Origin of the sequence: Paenibacillus sp. FSL R5-0908, from assembly GCF_038006245.1 — a bacterium.
Classification (GTDB): domain Bacteria; phylum Bacillota; class Bacilli; order Paenibacillales; family Paenibacillaceae; genus Paenibacillus_AQ; species Paenibacillus_AQ odorifer.
Genome location: NZ_JBBOUV010000001.1, coordinates 3,806,117 through 3,828,611 on the forward strand (window position 1 = coordinate 3,806,117; position 22,495 = coordinate 3,828,611).

Below are 22,495 nucleotides of genomic sequence, written 5' to 3' on the forward strand. Positions count from 1 at the left end.
TAAATGATAATCGTTATCATTTAATAGAAGAGAAAAGGTGATCTGCTCATGATAAAACATAATATTGGGATTACGGAGTGCAGCTTATCTGCTGAGTGTATAACAGAATGACAAGTTCATCTATTCATAACATCTATAACGGGTATTTCGATGCTTTGTTTGAGGCTCCGTCTATGAGGGACACTACAGAGAGGAAACATTTTGCACAATCCAGTACCCAAGGATACGTCGATAGAGTGATCACACCCTCCGGGATCGAAATTGTTGATAGTGATTACCGTTTTGCTGATGATCGCCTAGTTCAGGTTCAATCCGAAGCAGCGATGATTGAATTAAGTTTTTGTCTGCAGGGGAGCGGGGAAGTTCATGTAACAGATACCAGCCATGAGTTATTGCCTGACAGTTGTTCATTGCAGTTCATGCAGGATTTCCAAGCGGAATTTCACTATCGCAGTGCTGAACCTATCCGTTTATTGTCCATAGGTGTACCGGTTACACTATTCGATTCATGGATGGCGGATCAAGGCTCTTCACATGCTCGCAGCTTATCCGGGCTGTTAGATTCACGTGCTTTTCGAATGTTCCGTATGCCTATTCTTCCAGAAACCACCCGATTATTGGTTCAATTGAGAGACTGTCCATATCATACCTCCATGCGCCGGTTGTACGTAGAGGGGAAGGCATTAGAACTCCTATCTGTATATTTTGACGCTTTTCTTTTTGAGCAGAAACATACTAAACGCAGTTTGCATTTATCACGTAGTGACCGAGAAAACATTCGGAAAGCCAGGGATATCATCCTTGACCACATGGCAAACCCACCTTCGCTTATCGAATTGTCCAAGCTGGCAGGCATTAACGAATACAAATTAAAAGTTGGATTTAAGGAAGAGTACGGAACAACTGTATTTGCATATTTACGGAACAAACGTTTAGAAAAAGCATGGGAAATCATAAGTACCGGGGAGATTAGTGTCAGCCAAACAGCGACGATGGTAGGTTACAACAACTTTAGCCATTTTGCCGAAGCTTTTCGGAAGCAGTATGGAATTAACCCTTCAGAAGTAATTAAAAAACGATAAAAATTAAATAAATATCCGCCAAACCGTTATTCAATCCCTCTGCCGGTAGTTCTGTCCTATCAGCAGAGTGTATGATCGGACTTGCTAGAAGTGAGAATGATTATCAATAGATTGGAGAGGGTTGGAAAAAATGTTCAGTTTAAAACGGATCTCTTTTGTTGGAATCGCCTTAATCATGATGGTGATGCTGTACGGGTGTGGAAATTCAGGTCAGGAGGTTAAAGTAGAAAATTCACCACCTGCGGTAAATTCAGAACCCGTCGCTACGAATTCGACCGAAACACGTACCCTCAAGGATGCTAAAGGAGAGGTGGTAATACCGGTGAATCCGGTTAGAATTGCCGATGTATCCGGCTCAACGGAAGAACTTCTGGTGCTTGGATATAAACCTGTTATTACTGGGAATACAGATATGGCTAATTCATTAGAAATCACTCCTATTCTCAAAAAAGAACTGCCTGATGTAACTCCCGCTGGATGGTTTCAGACGGAAGTCAACTTAGAAGCGATCATTGCAGCAAGCCCTGATTTGATACTGGCAGGACCTACCCAAGAAAAAATCTATGATCAACTAAATATGATTGCTCCAACAGTGAGGGTGCCTTATGGCTTTAACGCTTTTAGAGAGCGATTTGCATTTGTTGCGGAGGTGCTTGATAAGAAAGCGGAAATGGAAGCGTGGTTGAAGGTCTATAATCAACGTGCTCTACTACTACATGATCAAATCACTGAGATAACCAAGGAAGAGACGTTTGCGGTAATCGAAGCTACAGAGAAAGAAATACGCATCTATTCCCGCACAGGTATTGCGGATATGATTTTTAATGATCTAGGATTACCCATCGCGCCAGGTACACCGGAGCCAGATCCATGGGGAGGGAAAGTGACAAGTCTAGAAGCACTGTCCACCTTTAATCCAGACCATATCATTTTATTATCCGATAATGACCAGAATGTTCTTGACCAAAGCAAGGTCTGGAGCAATCTGAAAGCTGTAAAATCGAATAATATATATCGTATGACAAGCAGACAAAATTATAATGAGGCTTTCTTTGCTTTAGGAAAAGAAGCATTGTTGGAGCAAATAGCCGAACAAATCAAGGAACATATCAAACAGTAAAGGATAATTTAATCTTTTCTCGAATATTCTCTGAGTTGCAATGATTATTATTTGAAGGGATGATTAAATTGAAGCAAGGGATATTAGTTTTTCTAAATGGAACTTCAAGTTCCGGAAAGACCTCCATATCGACTGAACTGATAAAACAGAAAGAGATTCCTTTTTATCATTTATCAATTGATGATTTTTTTAATAATTACAATGATTTTATTAATAATAAATTTCCAGATGAACCTACAAGAGAAATAGATCATCAAGTCGTTTCCCAAATAGTGGATGATTCTATATTCTCAGTCTACCACTCGACAATTAAATTGTTAATAGAAATGGGTTTTAATGTAATAGTAGATACCGTAATCGACAATGATAAGAGGTTTAATGTGTTTCTTGAGCAATTTTTCGATCACTCTACGATATTTATAGGTGTAATATGCTCGAAAGAAGAACTCATAAGAAGAGAGCAAACAAGAGGAGATAGAAAGATTGGACTAGCAGCTTCACAGTTTAGCAAAGTATATTGCTTTGATGAATATGACCTCGAAGTAAATACGGAAGAGATGAATTCAATAGAATGTGCCGAAAAGATATTAAGTTTTATTAAGTCCAATAAGGAATACTCGGTATTTAAGAAATTAAGTAAAAGAAATGTTAGTGTTTCCTAGATGGCGTATCCAGATAACACCTTATTCAAGCCTTGGGGGTATCACCCCTCGGGCTGCCGAGGGGTTTCGGGATTAAGCTAACCGTTAGATGGTCAAAAAAGAGAGGATCCTTTATAATAATGAGAATGGTTCTCACTATTATAAAAACTTGATCGGAGAGCGGTAGCAATGACTGGAATAGATTATCATCACAATTTCAATCTTTTTTTCGATGGACTTGAGCTGCCGCGGCAGAATAGAGATCGTACAGAGCACATGGCACTACATTCGCAAAGGGGAGAAGGGTTCGTTCGTCGATTCGTCCCACGCTTTGATATCAATGTGGTGGTATCCGATTTTACCTTTCGCCAGGATTACAGCATGCCTCTCGTAACCAAAACAGCAATGGTTGAGCTTAATTATTGTTTGCAAGGGAAAAGAGAAGTCTCTGTTGATGGTGTCCAGTATGAGTTTGTTCCAGGAAGCTGTACGCTACAACTCATGAATGAAGTTGGCTCTCAATTTGAGTTTCAGGGGAATGAATCTTATCTTATGTTAGGCATAGGTATTCCTGTTTCGACTTTTCATCACTTTATGGAAGAAGGCGGGGGTGGGAGATCCGCTGATTTTGACCGCATTCTTGGCCAAGCATCTTTTCGTGTATTCCAGGAAACGATGCAGCCGTCTACTGCTATCGTTCTTGAGCGAATGCTGGCAGCTCTTCAAAACCGCAGCACCAAAAATCTGGAGATCGAATGTAGTACATTAGAGCTTTTGTCGTTAGGCTTTCAATCGATTCTAACAGAAGGTACTTCTGGGACAACAAAGCTATCGAAAAGCGACATGACAAAAATTAGTGAAGCGCGGGACATCATGATGCAACGGATGATAGATCCGCCAAGCCTGTTGGAGCTCTCCCGATTGATTGGAATGAATGATAACAAATTAAAATCTGGCTTTAAAGAAATGTTCGGAACAACTGTATTCGGCTATTTACGGGATATAAGGCTGGAGAAGGCTCTACACTTATTGCAGCAAGGTAATTTGAACGTGAATGAGACATCCTGTGCTGTGGGTTATTCCAACTCAAGTCACTTCTCGGAGGTGTTTCGGGAGAAATACGGGATCAATCCCGGCAAGCTTGTGAAACAGTTTGCTTCTTCTGTACTGTTGACTTCAAAACAAGAATCGAACCTTTAAAGAATACTAAGATAACAGTTGCAAATAACCCACCAGTCACGACTGGTGGGTTATTACATTTACATATGAAGATAAAATGCAAATCCCTCAGAATTTATTCTATCTCTCGACTACTGTTTCTCCTTCAATTAACACAGGTTGATAATAAGTATTGTTGGGAAGATCCTTTTTTCCTTGTAATTTTTTAATGACCCAATCCGCTGCATCACGCCCCATAGTTTCTTGGGGATGCGTTAAAGTGGTCAGTTTGATGTTCGCATTTTGGGCAATATAGGAGTTGTCCTGGCCAATAATTGATAATTCCTCTGGTATAGAAATGTCCAGCTGTCTGCAAGCATTGACCACTTCCAGACCAACCTCGTCGTTGTAGCAGACAATCGCAGAGAGGGTAGCTCTATTTTTATTTAGGAAATCCTTCAAATTCGTTGCTAAGGTTTGTTTGGTCTCGGTGTTGAACGAAAATATTTGCTCTGGATAAAACCGCAATTTAGCTTCTTCGAGGGCTTTGATATAACCCTTCATTCGATATTTGCCTTGTAAATCATCCATTTTTGCGATAAGTCCAATTTGAGAGTGGCCTTTGGCGATCAATTCTTTTGTTGCCAGATAACTGGACTGCACATCGTCAAGACAAAGGAACGGTAGCTCTATTTCCTCATAAAAAGCATTAATCATAATGAGTGGAATATCTTGCTCCTTAAACGACAGATAATACGCAATATTGGGATTATACAGATTACTTTTCGTAGGTTCAATAATTAAACCATCTACGCCGTAGGACAACATCATTTCGAGAGCTTTTTTTTCTTGCGCAACATCGTTATTGGTACTAGCCAATAATAGTGAATAGTTATCCTCATTCATTCGGCTTTCAATCCCCCGGATAATAGAAGGGAAGATGTAATCAGAGATATACGTCGTAATTACACCGATCGTCTTCTTATGGGAACTCCCGCCGGTCTTTGTGCGATATTGGTTGCTGACATACGTGCCAGAACCTTTTTCGCTGCGGAGGAATCCTTCGTTGGATAGCTCTAAAATGGCTTTTCTAACTGTCTGTCTGCTAACCTCGTACAAGGACTGCAAGGCAGACTCCGTAGGAATTTGTTCGCCTACATTGTAATCTCCTGAAAGGATCTTGCTTTTTATATCCTCTATAATCACTTGATACTTTGGTTTCATGTAATTCCTCTTTCCATTCTTGTTCGCATTATAATTCGTACATTTTGTTAAGTTGTATGTACAAATTATAGCATGACTACGAATTAAATATAAAGAGGCTCTTTTTTTATGAAAAAATGTAAATATTTCGTACCTTTAGATCATCATAAACAAACTAAGTCCGGAGTTAAATTATTATTATCTCCATATTTGTATGTATATATAACTATTTTATTGACAAATGTACGTACAAAAATTTATACTAAAGCTGTCAATTAAGAAAGCGAATTCTTTTATATTAAAAAAGCGCTGTCAGAGAGGTGACCAACGTGATATCGAATCGATTAAGCATCGAAGAAGCAATCAATACGGGAAAAACTTCGCTAGGGATTGAATTTGGATCCACGCGTATTAAAGCAGTACTTATTGATCATAGTTTTCAAACGATCGCTTCTGGAAGTTATGAATGGGAAAATCAATTGAAAGACGGCTTTTGGACGTACAGCCTAGAAGATATTATCAAAGGTCTACAAGATGCTTATCGTGAGATGAAGCAAGAAGTTCAACAAAATTACGGAATCACCCTCCAAACTGTTGGTTCAATCGGGTTTTCTGCAATGATGCATGGATATATGGCTTTTGACGAACAGGATCAATTGCTCGTTCCGTTCCGGACTTGGCGTAATGCAACAACTGGTAAGGCAGCCAAAGAATTGACCGATGTATTTAAATTCAATATCCCGGAACGTTGGAGTATTGCTCATCTTTATCAGGCGATCTTAAACAAAGAAGAACATGTGCCGGAGATTCGGTTTGTTACGACGTTGGCAGGATACATTCATTGGTTATTGACCGGCAACAAAGCACTTGGTGTTGGGGATGCTTCAGGGATGTTCCCGATTGATGAATCCATAGGGAATTATAATGAATCTATGATACAACAGTTTGATGAGCTTATTGCTGGCAAAGGTTATTCGCTGAAGACCAGCGATCTTCTTCCTAAGGTGTATGTTGCCGGTGAGCAAGCGGGTCTATTAACCGAAGCAGGAGCCAAAATTCTGGATCCATCATTGCAATTACAAGCTGGGATTCCGCTTAGCCCTCCAGAAGGGGATGCGGGAACCGGTATGGTTGCTACCAATAGTGTAAGAAAACGTACCGGGAATGTCTCCGTAGGAACCTCTGTTTTTGCCATGATCGTATTGGAAAAAGAGCTTTCCAAGGTTTATCCGGAAATTGATATGGTGACTACGCCAGACGGAAGTCCGGTAGGTATGGTTCATGCTAATAACTGTTCAAGTGACCTTAACGCCTGGCTCGGATTATTCCGTGAGTTCTATGAAGCAATGGGGCAAAAGGTAGAAGCTGATAAATTGTACAGCGTACTGCTGAATAAGGCTTTGGAAGCAGACGCAGATGCGGGTGGATTGCTCAGTTACGGTTATTTCTCGGGTGAGAACATTACGGGCTTAGAAGAAGGCCGTCCATTATTTGTACGTTCCCCTGAGAGCAAATTTAATCTGGCTAACTTTATGCGTACACATTTGTTCAGCGCCTTTGGTGCTTTGAAAATTGGAATGGACATTTTGACGAAAGAAGAGAATGTAGCCATAGATAGTATTTTAGGACACGGCGGTATATTTAAGACTCCGGTTGTTGGCCAAAGAATGATGGCAGCTTCACTGAATGTTCCTGTTTCCGTAATGTCAACTGCTGGAGAAGGCGGCGCATGGGGAATGGCTATTCTTGCCTCCTACATGATGAACAAAAATCAGGAAGAAAGCTTGGAAGACTTCCTCGATCAAAAAGTGTTCAAAGATGTAAAGGGAGAAGAAATTCATCCCGATGCAACCGACATTAAAGGCTTTGAAACCTTTATCGAACGTTATAAAAAAGGTCTGGCGATTGAGCAATCCGCTGTGGATAATTTAGTCTGAAAATGGAGGGACCAAGATGTTAGAACAACTTAAAGAAGAGGTTTTTCAAGCCAATCTGGAATTGCCGAAACATGGACTTATCAAGTATACATGGGGAAATGTGAGTGCAATTGATCGCGAAAGTGGATTATTCGTAATCAAACCTAGTGGTGTAGATTATGAAACAATGAAAGCCAGCGATATGGTAGTCGTTGATCTGGATGGCAATGTGGTTGAAGGGGAGATGAGACCTTCCTCCGATACACCTACTCACGCAGTACTTTATAAACATTACTCCGAAATTGGTGGAATCGTGCATACACATTCCACTTGGGCAACTATTTGGGCACAAGCAGGACTTGACGTTCCTGTAATGGGAACTACGCACGCTGATACATTCTATGGCTCCATTCCTTGTGCGCGTTTCTTGACGCAAGAGGAAATCGATCGGGGTTACGAAGCGGAAACAGGTAATGTAATCATCGAAACCTTTGAACAACGCGGGATAGATATTATGGCTGTTCCCGGTGTTTTGCTTAAAGGCCACGGACCCTTTACTTGGGGGAAAAATGCAAAATCCGCTGTAATGAACAGCGTAGTGCTGGATGAAGTATCAAAAATGAATTTATTTGCTAGAGAGTTGAACCATTTTGCGGAAGAATTGCCACAACGTATTCTAGATAAACATTACTTGCGCAAACATGGGAAAGACGCTTATTACGGTCAAAAATAATCAAACTACAAAATGATGAAAAGAGGATGAATATGTCAACAGCAGTAGCAAAAGAATTTTGGTTTGTCGTAGGTTCGCAACATCTTTATGGGGAAGAAGCATTGGCTGAAGTTAAAGCGCACGCACAAACGATGACAGATGCTTTGAATAAAAGCGGAGTTTTGCCTTACCCACTAGTATTGCAGGATTTAGCTGTCACCGCAGATAAAATCACCAACATTATGAAAGAAGTTAACTACCGTGACGAAGTTGCCGGTGTCATCACTTGGATGCATACTTTCTCACCTGCAAAAATGTGGATTCGCGGAACAAAAATGCTGCAAAAACCTTTGCTTCATCTAGCTACGCAATATAATGAAAGTATTCCATGGGCAACAATTGATATGGACTTCATGAATCTAAACCAAGCAGCTCATGGTGACCGTGAATATGGTTTTATTAACGCCCGTTTGAACAAACAAAACAAAGTGGTTGTAGGCTATTGGGAACGCCCTGAAGTTCAAAAGCAAATTGCAGAATGGATGGACGTAGCCGTTGCTTATAACGAAAGCTTCAATATCAAAGTTGCTCGTTTTGGTGACAACATGCGTAACGTTGGTGTAACTGAAGGAGATAAAGTTGAAGCCCAAATTCAATTTGGCTGGACGGTTGACTACTTTGGTATTGGTGACCTGGTTCAAGTCATTAATGAAGTTAAAGAAGAAGAAATCGATGGTTTGTTTGCTGAATATGCAGAGCTGTATGAATTCGATTATGGCACTAACAGCAAAGAAGCATGGGAAGCTAGCGTAAGAGTTCAAGCAAGCTATGAAATTGCTATCAAACGTTTCCTTGATCAAGGTGGCTACAATGCCTTCACCTCAAACTTCGAAGATTTACATGGAATGAAACAACTTCCAGGACTTGCTGTTCAACGTTTGATGGCACAAGGATACGGTTTTGCTGGAGAGGGAGACTGGAAGACTGCAGCTCTCGACCGCTTGCTTAAAGTGATGAGCCATAACCAATCCACTGGCTTTATGGAAGACTACACTTATGAATTGACGGTTGGACAAGAATCTATTCTTCAATCCCATATGCTTGAAGTAGATCCTACTTTGGCAAGCAACAAACCAAAAATCATCGTGTCTCCACTAGGCATTGGTGGTAAAGACGATCCAGCCCGTTTAGTATTTGACGGTAAAGCAGGAGACGGTGTAGTGGTTTCCATGGCTGACTTCGGTACGCATTACAAACTTTTGATCAACGAAGTGACTGCTTTTGAACCAACTGTTCCAGCTCCAAACCTTCCAGTAGCTCGTGTGCTTTGGAATGTTAAACCAAACTTCCAAGACGGGGTTAAAGCTTGGATCGAAAATGGTGGCGGTCACCACACCGTTGTTTCATTAACTCTTACAACTGACCAAATTATTGCTTACGCAAAACTTGTTAACTTGGAATATGTAGTTATTAAATAATAGCAAAGCTTTATTACGATTAATAGGACTCCATTCCTCGATCTTTTTGAGGAATGGAGTCCTATTGTTTTGTTCGATATACTTCAATAAATGCGATAGTTTCCACTTAGGGCCAATAAACTAAAGAAGTACAGACAGTTATCATAATAACGACTTTGTCCAGTTCGCAAAGGTGTATCCCAAAACAAACGGACAAAATGCTCTGCCTCCGGGCCATCCGAAGCAAGCGAAGCCATGGCGTTGGTTGCCAAAAGGCCTACCGGATGCAGCGCCGGTTCGTCGAATGCCTGTCCCTCAATAGTATACCGCCGGTAATTGGAAACTTCGATATTCCTAAAAAAAGCTTGAATCCGGTTACATTGATCGACCTGCCAGCTGTCCTTTTGGAACCATGCCCAGTCCAGACCGATATTAGCCGCAACCCGGTAAGCATCACTGAAAAAATGGCTGAAATCACCATGAGGCTGGGGTTCTGCCGGAGTGCCGTTAAAATTGGCATATTCGGGAGCGAGACCAGTTACAGGATGGCATGTAGTGTGTAGATATGTGCGGCTGGCTTCCGCCGCTTCTCGCCAAAACATGTGGTCACCTTCATCAGCCCACAAAGCGAACAAATCATAGAAATGGGGGAGATGGTAAGATGGATCACTGAAGGTGGATTCCGGTACGAATTTAATCAGTTTCGTTTCCGCGTCCCACATTGAGTCACCAGCACCTGTTTCAGTTTTATGTACACAAGCACGCAATATTGTTCGAGCCTGCTCAGAATAATTATAAGGGTCCGGACCGTTCCCCCAACGTTTCGAGGCAAAAAACAGGGACATGGCGAAAAACTCTTCCCCGTCCGGTGCGGGTCCCTGAGAAATTCTTGTGCCGTCAGGCTTGCAGTGCCAAGCAAAGTAATCGGTATAACGGCCTTCTTTGTGTTGCATAAACGTCTTAGAGAAGTTCCATAAACGATCAAACTCATCTTTTTTATTCATTTGAACCGCCATCATCATCCCGTAGGACATTCCTTCAGACCTAACATCCAGATTACCTGTATCCAGAATATAGCTTTTATCCTCGTCCAGCGGATAGTAGATTCGTACGTTCGGATCTCCGTAAAACAAATCACTCCAAGTTTCTTCGAGTTTAGCGTTGATTTGATCTTCAGAAAAGCCAAGCTCCTTAAATAAATTGCGATATTTCCCGGTATAAAAAGCACCTTGTTGTGTTATTGGCATGATATTTCCCCTTCTGGTGCACTACAGCATGCACTCCATTTCAATAAAAACTAAGGATGGATGGTTTGAATGGTGCCATCATCGTTGTATTTCAGCTCCGTATATTTTACAGAACGCTTGTTGTCAGCACCACCAGACAAAGAACTATCATGATAAAATAAATACCACTTCTCTTTAAACTGAACAATAGAATGGTGTGTTGTCCAGCCCAGGACGGGTGTAAGTATTTTTCCTTGATATACATAAGGCCCAAGCGGATCTTTACTGATAGCGTATACAATATTATGGGTAGTTCCCGTGGAATAAGAAAGATAATAATAACCGTTATATTTATGAACCCATGGACCTTCAAAATATCTTCTCTCTTCATCTCCAGCAAGAATCGCATTTCCGTTCGTATCGATGATGGATATTTCTCTAGGCTCACCTTCAAAGCTCAGCATGTCCTCGCTCAGCTCCGCTACGATAGGTCCAAGAGCTGGTGCAGTTTCAGCCGGTCCCTCGGCATTCGCAACAAATGAGCCGGTTTGCCATTTTTCAAGTTGACCGCCCCAAAGACCCCCAAAGTATATATATGATTTGCCATCATCATCAACGAAAACAGCGGGATCAATGCTATAACTGCCGGGAATGTAGTTCGGTTCAGGTGTAAAGGGTCCGGAAGGTGAAGCTGAGGTGGCAACCCCGATTCGGAAAATATCGTCATGGTCTCGGGCTGGGAAAAACAAATAGTAGGTATTGTTTTTGTATGCTGCATCCGGAGCCCACATTTGCTGTTTAGCCCATGGAACATCCTTCACATGAAGTACTTCACCGTGGTCGATACAAGGGGAGCCATCTCCATCAATAGACAGAACATGGTAATCCTCCATATTATATTGGTCACCGTTGTCATTAGAGATCATATCGTGATCCAGGTCATGAGAGGGATAAATATAAATCTTGCCTTCAAATACATGAGCAGAAGGATCCGCAGTATAAATATGAGTTACGAGAGGTTCATTGGGTTGCACTGGCTTTGTCAAGTCATTTCCTCCTATAAAGTTAATCGCTTACAAAGTTAATGGTATAAGAACTTTAGGACTCTGTATATATAGCAACTATAGTTTATACCCCACAAAGTTTAGATGTTGCTTCTTGACCTTGCAGACCCTTTCCCATTTATGCTGCCTCGCAATATTTTCTCTAGATAATCTGGTACAATAGAAATCTCCAAACTTTGACCTTACAAATACTTTGAGGTGGGATTAACATAAGGGAATATAAATCATAATTTTACACAAGAATGAATGTTAGAGCGAAAGTCACCAAGTATTCTACATTATATTTTTAAAAAGATGAGGTCAGCTTAATGCAAAAAATTCAAAATTCTAGAATCTACTTTATAGGTATACATGTGCTTTTGTTAATCTTATTGTTCACCTCTTTGTATGCTTATTCCCCCTGGATTCGCATTAAAGTAAAGGAAATTATCATGCCTGCGGATAAAGTATATACAATCGCTCACCGTGGTGCTTCAGGATATGCTCCTGAGAATACAATACCTGCATTCGAGCTAGCCATTGATATGAAGACCGATTATATCGAGTTAGACATTCAGTTAACAAAAGATCATGTTCCTGTTGTTATTCACGATGGGACTGTAAATCGCACCACGAATGCTAAAGGGTATGTAAAGGATTTTACTTTAGAGCAGATCTCGAAATTAGATGCGGGTTCATGGTTTAATGAACAATATCCCATGTTCGCTAGAGATAAATATGTAGATTTACGTATTCCGACACTAAAAGAGGTATTTGAAAGGTTCGGAAAAGAAGTGGACTATATGATTGAGATTAAAGATCCCACGTCGAATTCGAACATCGAGGCATTGTTAAATGAAGAAATCTTAAATTATGATCTGTCGGCTCATGTTGCTATACATTCATTTAGTGAAGCGAGTTTACGTAGATTCCATTCCATAAATCCAGCAGTCCCTCTTTATCAAATTGTATGGTATGATTTCCCTGTTTATAAAATATCAGAATCCTATGTGAATAGATTAAAAACTTATGCGGTAGGCATAAGTCCTAACTTTCAAAAAATAAATGCGGCATATGTCGCGCAGGCAAAAAATTCAGGGCTAAAGGTATTTCCATATACTGTTAATTATCAAGTGAATATGGATAAAGCCGTAATTTGGGGTGTAGATGGTGTACATACAAATTTCCCTGACCGCTTTAGCGAAGTAATTAAGAATAATAAAAGGTAAAGGGATGTGAAATCACCCTTTTCTGGACATAAATAAAGCTGTCGAGACTTTCTCGACAGCCGAAGAACCTTTATCCGAAGGTTCTTTTTTTACGGAAAAATAAATTATTTTTGATTCTTCGTATTACTGAAGAAGTCTTTTCTCGTGAAATTGTAGATGAAGCTCCCGTACTTGTTCTGCAAGATCCGGCACAGGGCCATCTACGAACGCATCGTGAATAACCTCTTGAATACTTAAATTACGGACGGGTGATGCTGCAATTCCCATATCCTTTAACCACGCCGATAATTGCTTCGAGGAACTGGCATATACAATTCGTCCTAAATGAACCCAACCGTGTGCCGCTGCACACATAGGGCAATGTTCTCCGGAGGTATACACTGTTGCCTGCTTACGTTCTTCCAGTGTCATATTCTGAGCTGCCCAGCGGGCTAAAGCGAATTCGGGATGCTGAGTATGGTCACCGCTACCTACATGGTTGCGGTCTTCCGCCAGCACTTCTCCACTTGCTGATACAAGGACGGAGCCAAAGGGTTCGTCACCAGCTTCGAGTGCAATTTGGGCAAGTTCAATACAACGCTTAAGATGTTTGATATCCGTGTCGTTTATCATGATGGTAGAACCTCCTGGATTTTAATTTATAGATAAGTTTCATGAATAGTAGGCCTGAGCCTGTTTGTTCACCACATTCTTCTATGTTAGCATGTAAAGTATTCGATGAAAAATATATCATGCAATATCAAGATAGGGAGGATATATAAAAATGAAGCACCCATTTATATTGAACGCCGTATGGAACGGTGGCCGTAACAGTGACGGAACTATTGAAGCTGGACAGCTTAAGACTCAAATTTCCATTCCGAAGGAAATGGGAGGACCCGGAGTAGGAACGAATCCGGATGAGATGCTTTTGGGAGCAGCAGCAACCTGTTATCTCATTACACTTGCAGCAATGCTGGAGCGGGCAGGGCTTACAACTTCAGAGCTGACGTTAACCTCAGAGGCGACGGTCGATGTAACGAATAACATTTTTACATATGAAGCCATCAAACATTCACCCCTAATCACCCTTACCAAAGATGCGTCACAGGACGATATTGATAAAACCATCCGTATTGCCCATAAAGCAGAAGGCTCCTGCATGATCTCTAGAGCCGTTGCAGGAAATGTAGAAATCACGACAGAGCCAACGGTGCTGACTGCAAGCCTATAAAATAGAGTCCTAGGTAATCAGAGAGGAGACGTTAACTTTGAATGTTGAGTTATATAAGGATTTGATCAAGGATGATCGCGGAAATTATTACGTAGCTGTACAAAAAGAGAGCAATGAGCTGACTTTGGTAAACGCAATGCTAGAGCGGTCTTACCAAGAGCTGTGGGAGTTTAATGAAGCTTTCAAAAAGAAGTACGCGGAATACGAGCATCAGTTCATCGGCAAAATGATTATGGATAAGCTGCGGCACGATGTTGTTTTTGCCTCCAAAGAAGACGGCCATGGCCGAATGTATGATCTGGCCGCGGTTTCAGTTGATTACAAGCTTATTTTTATCGATATGATCGAATTTTACCGAAACCCTCGAGTAGGACTTAACCATGACAACAACATCCATTAAGCTTAGTGTTTTAGATCTCGTACCTGTTTTTAATACGGTGGATGCTAGTACCGCATTGAGACAAGCAGTGAAGCTGGCTCAGACAGCAGAAAGACTGGGGTATTCTCGTTATTGGGTTGCTGAACATCATGATATGTCGGGATTAGCATGTACCTCTACGGAGGTGCTTTTATCGCATATTGGAGCTAAAACAACACACATTCGCCTTGGCTCAGGCGCTTTATTGCTGCCACATTATAAGCCGCTAAAGGTGGTGGAAGCATTTCATTTGCTGGCCAGCTTGTACCCGGGACGCATCGACCTTGGATTAGGCAGAGCTCCCGGCGGAACTGCTGAGGTAAGTTTAGCACTGAGTGGCAATTTTCTCGAAAATGTTTGGAAAATGCCAGAACTGCTTAAAGGAGTCACCGAATTATTGCAGGGCAACTATTCTTATGAAGGACGTTCAATAACCGCACGTCCGGTCCCACCCGTATCTCCAGAGCTCTGGCTGCTGGGTACAAACAAGAAAAGCGCGGCATATGCTGCCGAGTTTGGAGCAGGTTATGTGTTCGGCCAGTTCATGAGCGATGTAGCAGGGGAGGAGATTTTGCAAGCTTACCGTGAAACATTTACTCCTTCTTCACTTTCTCCTGAACCGCAGGCCATGGTTGCTGTTGGCGTCATTTGCGCCGAGACTGAGGAAGAGGCAGAGCGATTGGCCTCATCTGGTACGGCATTATTCCAACAAGAAGGTTCTGCCGAAGCGAAGTCTGAGCCCTTGGAACGCAAGCTGCTGGTAGGTACTCCGGAAAGTGTTAAAGGTAAGTTGGAACGGTTATCTCTTTTATATGGAGTTAATGAATTCATTATCGTTACCATGATTCCAGATTATGAGAAACGATTGCATTCGTTCGAGCTGCTTGCCCAAGCGTGCTGGAGTTCTTAATAAAGGAGGTCCGTATGTATGAAGTCTCATACCTCTGATCAAATTAAAATCCCACCAGGATTTTGGGCTGGATTAAGTCAATTAGGGATAACTGCACAAGATGTAGCCAGCAAAGCAAATCTTTCACTTAGCCAGATCACAGAGTCAGAAGTCACAACCGCCCATTATTTCGCAGTCTGGCAGGCATATTCCGATCTCATTGGAGATACTGCCGAAGGAATCATTAAGCTTGCAACCGTCTTTGAAACCACACAATATCCGCCGACGGTTTTAGCAACATACCATGCTAAGGACTATCGCGATGCTCTTAACCGAATGGTACGATACAAACAAATGTGCCCTCCTGAAAGCTTGCGTATTACCGAGGAAGGCGAGCTATGTACAATCGAATTGGAATGGCAGCATCCCGGGCATTCTGGTCCACCGCTGCTGCTCGGCCTCACTTTGGCATTTCTTCTAGAACTCGGACGGCGAGGCACAGGCCTACCTTTGACAGCACAGCTTGTCGAGTTTTCACAGCCTATAGGAAATGTAAAGATTCTTGAAGCTTATTTTGGCTGCCGAATTCAGATAGGTGCTCAATATAATCGTTTGACGTTGCGTCGAAATGATTTGGATCATCCTTTTATCTCGTACAACGAAGAGTTGCTGGAGATTCTGACTCCCGTTTTAGACCGGACGCTTGCTGAACAGAAGGGCACATGTTCTATAACCGAGAGGGTCAAATGGATCATGAAACGCAGCTTCAGCGGAGGCCGCCCTGATATTCAAGCTGTTGCGAAGGCGTTAAGTATGAGTGACCGTACCTTGCAACGCAGGCTTACTGAAGAAAACACAAGCTTCAAGCAATTGCTGACACAAGCTAGACACGAGCAAGCACGAGAGTATCTGGCAGATCCTTCGCTTGATATTAAAGAAGTGGCTTTCTTGATTGGATATGAAGACCAGAACTCGTTCTACCGTGCCTTTCGTCTTTGGGAAGGTGATACTCCTTCAAATTGGCGTAATGAACATTTAGGTTTAAACACGATACCCTCTTCATAAAGACAGTATTTTCAGAGTTTTATCATTGGCGTGTTAAACAAGAACTTTGGCGCAATCCGCTAGTTACTGAACAACCCCGGTACGATAATATAATCCTAGCCGGCACACAGGACTGTTCTTAAAATGACAACTACTCAGCACGCCGGGATAAAAGGAGAAATATAATATGGATATGGGATTAAATAATAAAACAGCTTTAATTACAGGATCAGCAAAAGGTATTGGTAAAGCAATCGCCATTGAACTCGCTAAAGAAGGAGTTAATGTACTAATTAATGGACGGAATTATGATCAGGTAGAACAGACTGTAAATGAAATAAAGTCGAATTTCCCGGCTACCTCTCCACAAAATGCTACAGCGGATATTGTGGATATTGCGCAAAGAGAAGCCTTATTCGAAAAATACCCTAATATAGATGTTTTAGTTAATAATATGGGTATCTATGAAATTATGAAATATGAGGACGTTGACGACGAAATATTTGAAAAATACATCCGTACTAATGTCCTTGCTGCGAATGGATTAACAAAATTCTATTTACCTAAAATGTTACAAAAAGATTATGGCCGAATTCTCTTTATTGCTAGTGAAGAAGCCATTATGCCTTCAGGCCAAATGCCTCAATATGCAATGACCAAATCAATGTTATTATCATTGTCAAAAAGCTTATCTAAGTTAACGATAGGAACTGAAGTTACAGTCAATACAATCATGCCAGGACCAACACTTTCTGAAAATGTGCATCAAATTATTGATGGGATGTACTCCAATGAAGATATGACTTTTTCAGAAAAAGAAAGAAAATTCATGACTACAAATCTTCCTCAATCTGAATTACAACGATTTATTAAACCTTTTGAAATAGGCAGACTAGCAGCATTTGTATGCAGTCCTTATGCCTCTGCATTTAAAGGTTCTCCAATTCGCATGGATGGGGGAATGGTGCCGACTATTTTTTAAGCGTACTCTAAAAGGATATAGATAACGATACAAAAAAGCCACTCCTTATGGAGCGGCTTTTTTGCTTGAAAAGTTATCACTGTCCTCTGGTACAACAAAGGATACCAAGGTGCCTTCTCCAGGCTTACTCTGGATCGAGAGACCTTGACCATATAATTGACTTAACCTCCGATGGGTGTTGGCCAGCCCGATGCCACTTTTGCCTTCCATCAATGGCTTCAGCAGTAAAGAGAGTGTTCCGGAATCCATGCCTTGCCCATCATCCTCCACTTCAATCTTTACAGCCTTGTGCAGACGGATAATACGTATTTGAACAGTGCCACCCTGTTGGCGCTTAAGTATACCGTGCTTAACAGCATTTTCTACCAACGGTTGGATGGATAGAGGAGGGATTAGGATATCAATATTCGGATCTATCTTCCAGACAACAGATATCCTTTCTGCAAATCGAGTCTGTTCAATATACAGATAAGATTCTACCAATTCCAGTTCATGGGAGAGGTTCACGAGCTCTCCGACATTTAAAAAGTCAAAACTGATTCTTAAGAAAGAAGTAAACGCCCCAATGAGCTCCTGCATTTTTTTAGTATCCAGATCACTGAGTGCGGCAATAGAGTTCAACGTATTGAATAAAAAATGTGGTTGTATCTGTGCTTGTAGATATGCTGCTTCTATACGTACCCGTTCATTGAAGGATAGCTTCATTGCAGTTAAAGCCCGAATACGATATTTAAGCTCCACTGCGTCCACAGGTTTTGTGACATAATCATTGGCACCGGACAAAAATCCAGTATAAATATCCTCAGGCTGGCTACGGGCAGTAAGCAATAGAATCGGAAGTTCATATAAGGAGTAGCGAGTACGAACCTTCTGTGTTAATTCGTATCCCGACATCTGTGGCATCATAACATCGCCAATAAGTAAGTCCCAGTTCTTTTTATCCAATAATTCCAATGCTTCATGGGCTGAGTTCACGGTAGTTATGATATAAGGTTCGGTTTCAAGAATACCCTTTAGTACATTCAGATTGACAGGATCATCATCTACCACCAGAATATTTACCTTAATCTCTGTAAAAAGCGGTGGGATTTTTTCAGAGTGATTACTTGGCTGATGTTCGGAAATTCCCCACTCAGTCATCTGTCTATGAATCTCATCTGCCAGATAAGAAACTGTAGGTTCCGTTTGCCTTATTATCTGTTCGCTGTAAGAATCGGCAAGAGAGAGTGTGAAACTAAAAGTTGAACCTTTACCAAGCTCTGATTGAATGCTTAGGCTGCTCCCATGCAGTTCTACCAGCTGCCGGCATATGCTTAATCCCAGCCCAATTCCACGCCCGTCATTTATTCCGTGAGGGCCTTGCTCATAGGGGAGAAAGATCCGTGCCATAGTCTCTTCAGTCATGCCCACTCCGGTATCTGTCACATAGATAAGAACCTGTCCGTCCTGTTCCTCAGCCTTAACAGCTACAAGTCCTGCATCAGTGTATTTGAGCGCGTTGTGCACCAGATTTAATAAAACCTGCACCAGTCTTTTCTCGTCCGCAAGAACTGGCGGCATAGCTTCCGGGATATCCATAGATAGCTGTACAGGCTTACCTTCAATCATATATTGCAGCATACCAATCACACCGGGAACTACCGATTGAACCGAAATAGATTCCTGTTGTAAAATAACACGATGCTCCTGAAGACGGACCACATCCAGTAGATCACCAAGCATATGAGACATACGGCGGCTGATTGTAATCAGCAGCTCCATATCTTGACGGCTACTTTCGTAAAGTCTGTCCTTTTCCTTTGTCACAATATTTTGCGCGATATTCATGATTCCGTGAAGCGGTGTGCGCAGCTCATGTGAGGTGTTAGCGAGAAACTGGTCCTTAAGTTTGTCTGCTTTTTTCAGCTGCTCATTCAGTTCCATGTTCTCTTTAGCATTTTGAAAATACTTTTTAAACCAATATGCTGAGAAGCCCACGATGGCTGCGATAATATCCAAAGGATAATAGACAATTGAATAGTGTCCGTTACTATCCCACAAATTCCATAACAAATTAGAAACGATCGCCGCACCTGATAACAGCAGAAAAACAACATCTTTATCATCTTGCTTTTTGAATAATAAGCGCCCTAAGCTATAGAGCAACCAAATGAAGGGAATATACTGGAACACTTGAATGATTCCCAAATGAATGGATGTGCTGACCCAATAAGCTGGGACGGTAAGTATAAAAACAGAATAAAGACCAAGACTCACTACGTATGCACGTAACCCCTTATTGATTTTGGCAACTGAGGTGAATTTTCTAAAAACAAGCAGAATAAAAAGATTTTGCCACAAAAAAGCAAGCAATCGGATCTTTAATGACCAGGTATAATTAATCGGCACTATTGCAAGAAGTAAGTTGTCATTACGGGCTAAAATGATAACAGCTACGGATAATGTCATTAACCCTACAAGAAACAAAGCACGTTCTTTAGGATTAAATAAATAAAGAATGCAGGCATAGAGCCCATGCAATAACAGGATAATTGCTGTTAACAATTGAAAACATACGGTATAAAAGTATGTACGGTCAACTTTTTCCTGAGAACCAAAATAAACAGGTCCTGCAATCCCCCCCTTATAAGGTAGATCAAAGTTTGCTACACGAATAAGCACATCAATTACTGTTGTGTTTTTTGTGAAATAGGATACTTTATATGAGGTGGTTTTGGGCACATAAGTATCGGCATCAAGAGATATTGTCCCATTATTGAGCAATAGGCTACCGTTAATTTCTACGCTGGATGCAGTATAGATTTGTTTGATCCACAATGCTACAGGCTGCTGAAGGGGTTCTACCAAAATTCGCAGATGGTAAGTACCATAACCATAAGAAGAATTCTGATCGCTTCCCATAACATGATTCCAATTTCCAGGAACTTGAAGCGAGTGGGATAGCTTTGGTATAGTAGAAGTCTTCGATGAAACGAATTGCGAGGGATAGAAGCTCCATTCACCATCCAGCCTGAATAAGTTAGCCTGCTCCAGATTCTGGCCGCGTAAATCCAGTACACCATTATTAATCACAGGTACAGTGTTGGAAACCTTAAATATACTCAACCAAATGCAGCGTAGGCCAAAGAGAATGCTTATAAAAAGTAGAATGATAGCTAATTTGTTTAGAATAGTTTTATTTTTCATGAGAACATTATAGCAAATAATTCTAATCTAGAATCTAAAATGAAGATTATTTACATAAGAAGGAGCAGTAATGAGCAATGGACACCACGTGGGGCTAAGAGGAATGATCTCCACATGGTAGAAGCATGATGTATCTCCTTGAGCATTTGAGTACTCGAATTTGCTGTAGGGCGTTTGTATTACTTGATGTGCGACTATGCTGCTTGTTTGGCGTCTGTGATACCGAATGTGCGACTATGCTGTTTGTTTGGCGTCTGTGATACCGGATGTGCGACTTTGTTGCTTGCTGCTTGTTGTAAGTTTTGCATTCCCACACTCTCTCTTCACGATGAGCGATCGGACTCAGATGCAGCTATTTGGCTGAATTTTGGCTTTTAAGAAGTGTTTCGGACCCCAGAGGCGTTATTCGTTCCAAACATGCGCGATATGAGAGCTTTTCGAGCCAATAGCGACTATAGAGTCCGATAGGTTCTCAAATGAGCCGGATTATGGTTAATAGCGACTATAGGGTCCGATAGACTTCACTCCTGCTTCTAATGCCATTTGTTATAAGCTTGGCTTTTGTTTATTGGTGAATGTGATATTGAATCCCCCGTTGGCACTACCATTCGATGTAATGACGGGAGGTTAACGGTGGATTCTCCTTAATCCTAAAGGGTATATTATTAGAAAATTCAATGCAGACAGGAGTGTAGATCCGATGATTAAAGGCTTCGGAGGAATATTCTGGAGAACTAAAAATTTTGAAGCTACAAAAAAGTGGTACAGTGAGGTGTTGAAGCTTGACATAGAGAATTGGAATGGGACTGTGATAAAACCTCAAGTGGGAAATGAGACTATCTTTTCTTTCTTTACCGAGGATGACAGTTATTTTCCAACAGAACAACAAGTGATGTTAAATTTCCAAGTGCATGATCTAAACGAAACGATTAAGCATTTTGAGCAAATTGGTGTACCTCTTGCAAAGAAAATAGAGATTAGTGAATTTGGAAAGTTTATTTGGATTGAAGACCCAGAAGGTCGACTGATCGAGCTTTGGGAGAAATAAGGAGTTGCACATCTTTGCTATTGAGCTAACAGGTGCGTTTTTTTTAATAAAAAAGCTCAGTTCAACATCTAATTGTAAATGAATTAGGGATTAAAGTTGAATCAAATCCCTGGGGAATATTTCTTCAAAGCTTTCAGCTCCTGAAAGAACTTTAACTTCTATCACCTGAGGTGCGGCGCTTGCGCTGCATCCACGGCTAACAGAATACTATAGTCAACCTAAATAGGGAGCATACCGTCGAGGTGTACTCCCTATTGCATTGAAGGAACTGGAAAATTAGTGCAACATTTCACCTATAACTTAAGTCAATAAAGATGTTATGTAATAAAATCATAAGAGCAGGTGGTAAATTGAATCTTCGTTTAATCACGTTAATATGTTTATTCACATTCGCGTTCTTTATTGCAAATGGACAAGATGCTAAAGCTTTATCCTGTGTCGAGATAGGAAGTCCTAAAGAAGCCATAGAGGTCTACGGTGGAGCTATTTATGGTGAAGTAAAACAAATTAAGGTTGATTTGAAACAAGAAGGATTTGCGGGGCCAAAAGAGAAAATCAGATATATATTAGTGGATGTTGAACGAAGTTGGAATACTGAAGTTGACTCTCAAATTATTGTGGGAACAGACTACACTTGGGGTTTTGATTTTAAGGAAGGTAATAAATACTTAATATACATTAGCGAAGTGGATGGCGTAACAAGCAGTAGTCCATGCAGTTCAACAATTGAAATGAATAACCTTAACCAAGCAACAGAACTATTCGGTGAAGGACTTCGACCCAAACAGCAAGTACACATAGAATACAAGATGTGGTTAATGTTTGAGCAGGATATTGATTTGTATATCATAATTGCAATAGGACTAGTAGTGATTTCATTCATTTACATGAGAGCAAGAAAGAAGAATAAGGGCTAAGTGTAATCTTA

At 41.1% G+C, this 22,495-nt stretch carries 20 protein-coding genes; 15 read left to right on the forward strand and 5 right to left on the reverse strand.

What is annotated here, in order from left to right; genetic code table 11:
- Positions 1 to 107: 107 nt before the first annotated feature.
- From MKZ09_RS17370 to MKZ09_RS17385, 4 genes are all read left to right on the forward strand, one after another.
- Entirely contained in the window at positions 108 to 1,082 is a 975-nt protein-coding gene (locus tag MKZ09_RS17370; protein ID WP_076133283.1) for a helix-turn-helix transcriptional regulator, read from the forward strand.
- Positions 1,083 to 1,212: 130 nt separating this feature from the next.
- On the forward strand, positions 1,213 to 2,202 hold the full coding sequence (locus MKZ09_RS17375) for an ABC transporter substrate-binding protein (RefSeq protein WP_076203838.1): 990 nt from the start codon (positions 1,213 to 1,215) through the stop codon (positions 2,200 to 2,202).
- 68 nt (positions 2,203 to 2,270) lie between these two features.
- Positions 2,271 to 2,864: a chloramphenicol phosphotransferase CPT family protein gene (locus MKZ09_RS17380; protein WP_076203834.1), complete on the forward strand. Its 594-nt coding sequence runs from the start codon at positions 2,271 to 2,273 to the stop codon at positions 2,862 to 2,864.
- A 168-nt stretch (positions 2,865 to 3,032) separates the two neighbouring features.
- Positions 3,033 to 4,043, forward strand: coding sequence for a helix-turn-helix transcriptional regulator (locus tag MKZ09_RS17385; RefSeq protein WP_076203829.1), 1,011 nt, complete (start codon positions 3,033 to 3,035; stop codon positions 4,041 to 4,043).
- Positions 4,044 to 4,142: 99 nt separating this feature from the next.
- On the opposite strand, the gene MKZ09_RS17390 is transcribed toward MKZ09_RS17385, so the two are convergent.
- Entirely contained in the window at positions 4,143 to 5,225 is a 1,083-nt protein-coding gene (locus MKZ09_RS17390; protein WP_076203825.1) for a GntR family transcriptional regulator, read from the reverse strand.
- A 308-nt stretch (positions 5,226 to 5,533) separates the two neighbouring features.
- On the opposite strand from MKZ09_RS17390, the gene MKZ09_RS17395 reads away from it, so the two are divergent.
- From MKZ09_RS17395 to araA, 3 genes are read left to right on the forward strand one after another with little or no spacing between them, the layout of a single operon-like run.
- Positions 5,534 to 7,141: a xylulokinase gene (locus MKZ09_RS17395; RefSeq protein WP_076133274.1), complete on the forward strand. Its 1,608-nt coding sequence runs from the start codon at positions 5,534 to 5,536 to the stop codon at positions 7,139 to 7,141.
- Positions 7,142 to 7,157: 16 nt separating this feature from the next.
- Complete coding sequence (locus MKZ09_RS17400; protein WP_036677359.1) at positions 7,158 to 7,853, forward strand: L-ribulose-5-phosphate 4-epimerase; 696 nt, start codon at positions 7,158 to 7,160, stop codon at positions 7,851 to 7,853.
- A gap of 32 nt (positions 7,854 to 7,885) precedes the next feature.
- A complete protein-coding gene (gene araA, locus MKZ09_RS17405; protein WP_076203822.1) occupies positions 7,886 to 9,310 on the forward strand; it encodes an L-arabinose isomerase in 1,425 nt (474 codons plus the stop codon).
- An 83-nt stretch (positions 9,311 to 9,393) separates the two neighbouring features.
- On the opposite strand, the gene MKZ09_RS17410 is transcribed toward araA, so the two are convergent.
- Both MKZ09_RS17410 and MKZ09_RS17415 read right to left on the reverse strand, forming a co-directional pair.
- Complete coding sequence (locus MKZ09_RS17410) at positions 9,394 to 10,536, reverse strand: glycosyl hydrolase family 8 (protein WP_076203819.1); 1,143 nt, start codon at positions 10,534 to 10,536, stop codon at positions 9,394 to 9,396.
- A gap of 50 nt (positions 10,537 to 10,586) precedes the next feature.
- Positions 10,587 to 11,561, reverse strand: a complete 975-nt coding sequence (locus tag MKZ09_RS17415; protein WP_076133270.1) for a glycoside hydrolase family 43 protein — start codon at positions 11,559 to 11,561, stop codon at positions 10,587 to 10,589.
- A gap of 326 nt (positions 11,562 to 11,887) precedes the next feature.
- Between MKZ09_RS17415 and MKZ09_RS17420 the strand changes: the two genes are divergently transcribed.
- Complete coding sequence (locus tag MKZ09_RS17420; RefSeq protein ID WP_052097044.1) at positions 11,888 to 12,787, forward strand: glycerophosphodiester phosphodiesterase; 900 nt, start codon at positions 11,888 to 11,890, stop codon at positions 12,785 to 12,787.
- 123 nt (positions 12,788 to 12,910) lie between these two features.
- Here MKZ09_RS17420 and MKZ09_RS17425 read toward each other — a convergent pair whose 3' ends face one another.
- Complete coding sequence (locus MKZ09_RS17425) at positions 12,911 to 13,399, reverse strand: nucleoside deaminase (RefSeq protein ID WP_076203816.1); 489 nt, start codon at positions 13,397 to 13,399, stop codon at positions 12,911 to 12,913.
- Positions 13,400 to 13,550: 151 nt separating this feature from the next.
- On the opposite strand from MKZ09_RS17425, the gene MKZ09_RS17430 reads away from it, so the two are divergent.
- The 5 genes from MKZ09_RS17430 (at position 13,551) to MKZ09_RS17450 (ending at position 17,333) form a co-directional block, all read left to right on the forward strand.
- Entirely contained in the window at positions 13,551 to 14,000 is a 450-nt protein-coding gene (locus MKZ09_RS17430; protein ID WP_038571065.1) for an OsmC family protein, read from the forward strand.
- Between the two features lie 37 nt (positions 14,001 to 14,037).
- Positions 14,038 to 14,400 (forward strand): hypothetical protein, encoded by a 363-nt coding sequence (locus tag MKZ09_RS17435; protein ID WP_076133265.1) that lies wholly within the window; start codon positions 14,038 to 14,040, stop codon positions 14,398 to 14,400.
- Positions 14,381 to 15,328, forward strand: coding sequence for an LLM class flavin-dependent oxidoreductase (locus MKZ09_RS17440; protein ID WP_076203813.1), 948 nt, complete (start codon positions 14,381 to 14,383; stop codon positions 15,326 to 15,328). The genes MKZ09_RS17435 and MKZ09_RS17440 overlap by 20 nt, the downstream gene beginning before the upstream one ends.
- Before the next feature lie 18 nt (positions 15,329 to 15,346).
- Positions 15,347 to 16,372 carry an AraC family transcriptional regulator gene (locus MKZ09_RS17445; protein ID WP_076203810.1) on the forward strand — a complete coding sequence of 342 codons (1,026 nt, stop codon included), beginning with the start codon at positions 15,347 to 15,349 and terminating at the stop codon, positions 16,370 to 16,372.
- Positions 16,373 to 16,538: 166 nt separating this feature from the next.
- Positions 16,539 to 17,333, forward strand: coding sequence for an SDR family NAD(P)-dependent oxidoreductase (locus tag MKZ09_RS17450; protein ID WP_076203807.1), 795 nt, complete (start codon positions 16,539 to 16,541; stop codon positions 17,331 to 17,333).
- A gap of 45 nt (positions 17,334 to 17,378) precedes the next feature.
- Here MKZ09_RS17450 and MKZ09_RS17455 read toward each other — a convergent pair whose 3' ends face one another.
- Positions 17,379 to 20,438, reverse strand: a complete 3,060-nt coding sequence (locus tag MKZ09_RS17455; RefSeq protein ID WP_305953766.1) for an ATP-binding response regulator — start codon at positions 20,436 to 20,438, stop codon at positions 17,379 to 17,381.
- Positions 20,439 to 21,219: 781 nt separating this feature from the next.
- Between MKZ09_RS17455 and MKZ09_RS17460 the strand changes: the two genes are divergently transcribed.
- Together MKZ09_RS17460 and MKZ09_RS17465 are read left to right on the forward strand one after the other, a co-directional pair.
- A complete protein-coding gene (locus tag MKZ09_RS17460; protein ID WP_076203801.1) occupies positions 21,220 to 21,567 on the forward strand; it encodes a VOC family protein in 348 nt (115 codons plus the stop codon).
- 350 nt (positions 21,568 to 21,917) lie between these two features.
- Positions 21,918 to 22,484: a hypothetical protein gene (locus MKZ09_RS17465; RefSeq protein WP_076133254.1), complete on the forward strand. Its 567-nt coding sequence runs from the start codon at positions 21,918 to 21,920 to the stop codon at positions 22,482 to 22,484.
- Positions 22,485 to 22,495: the final 11 nt, after the last annotated feature.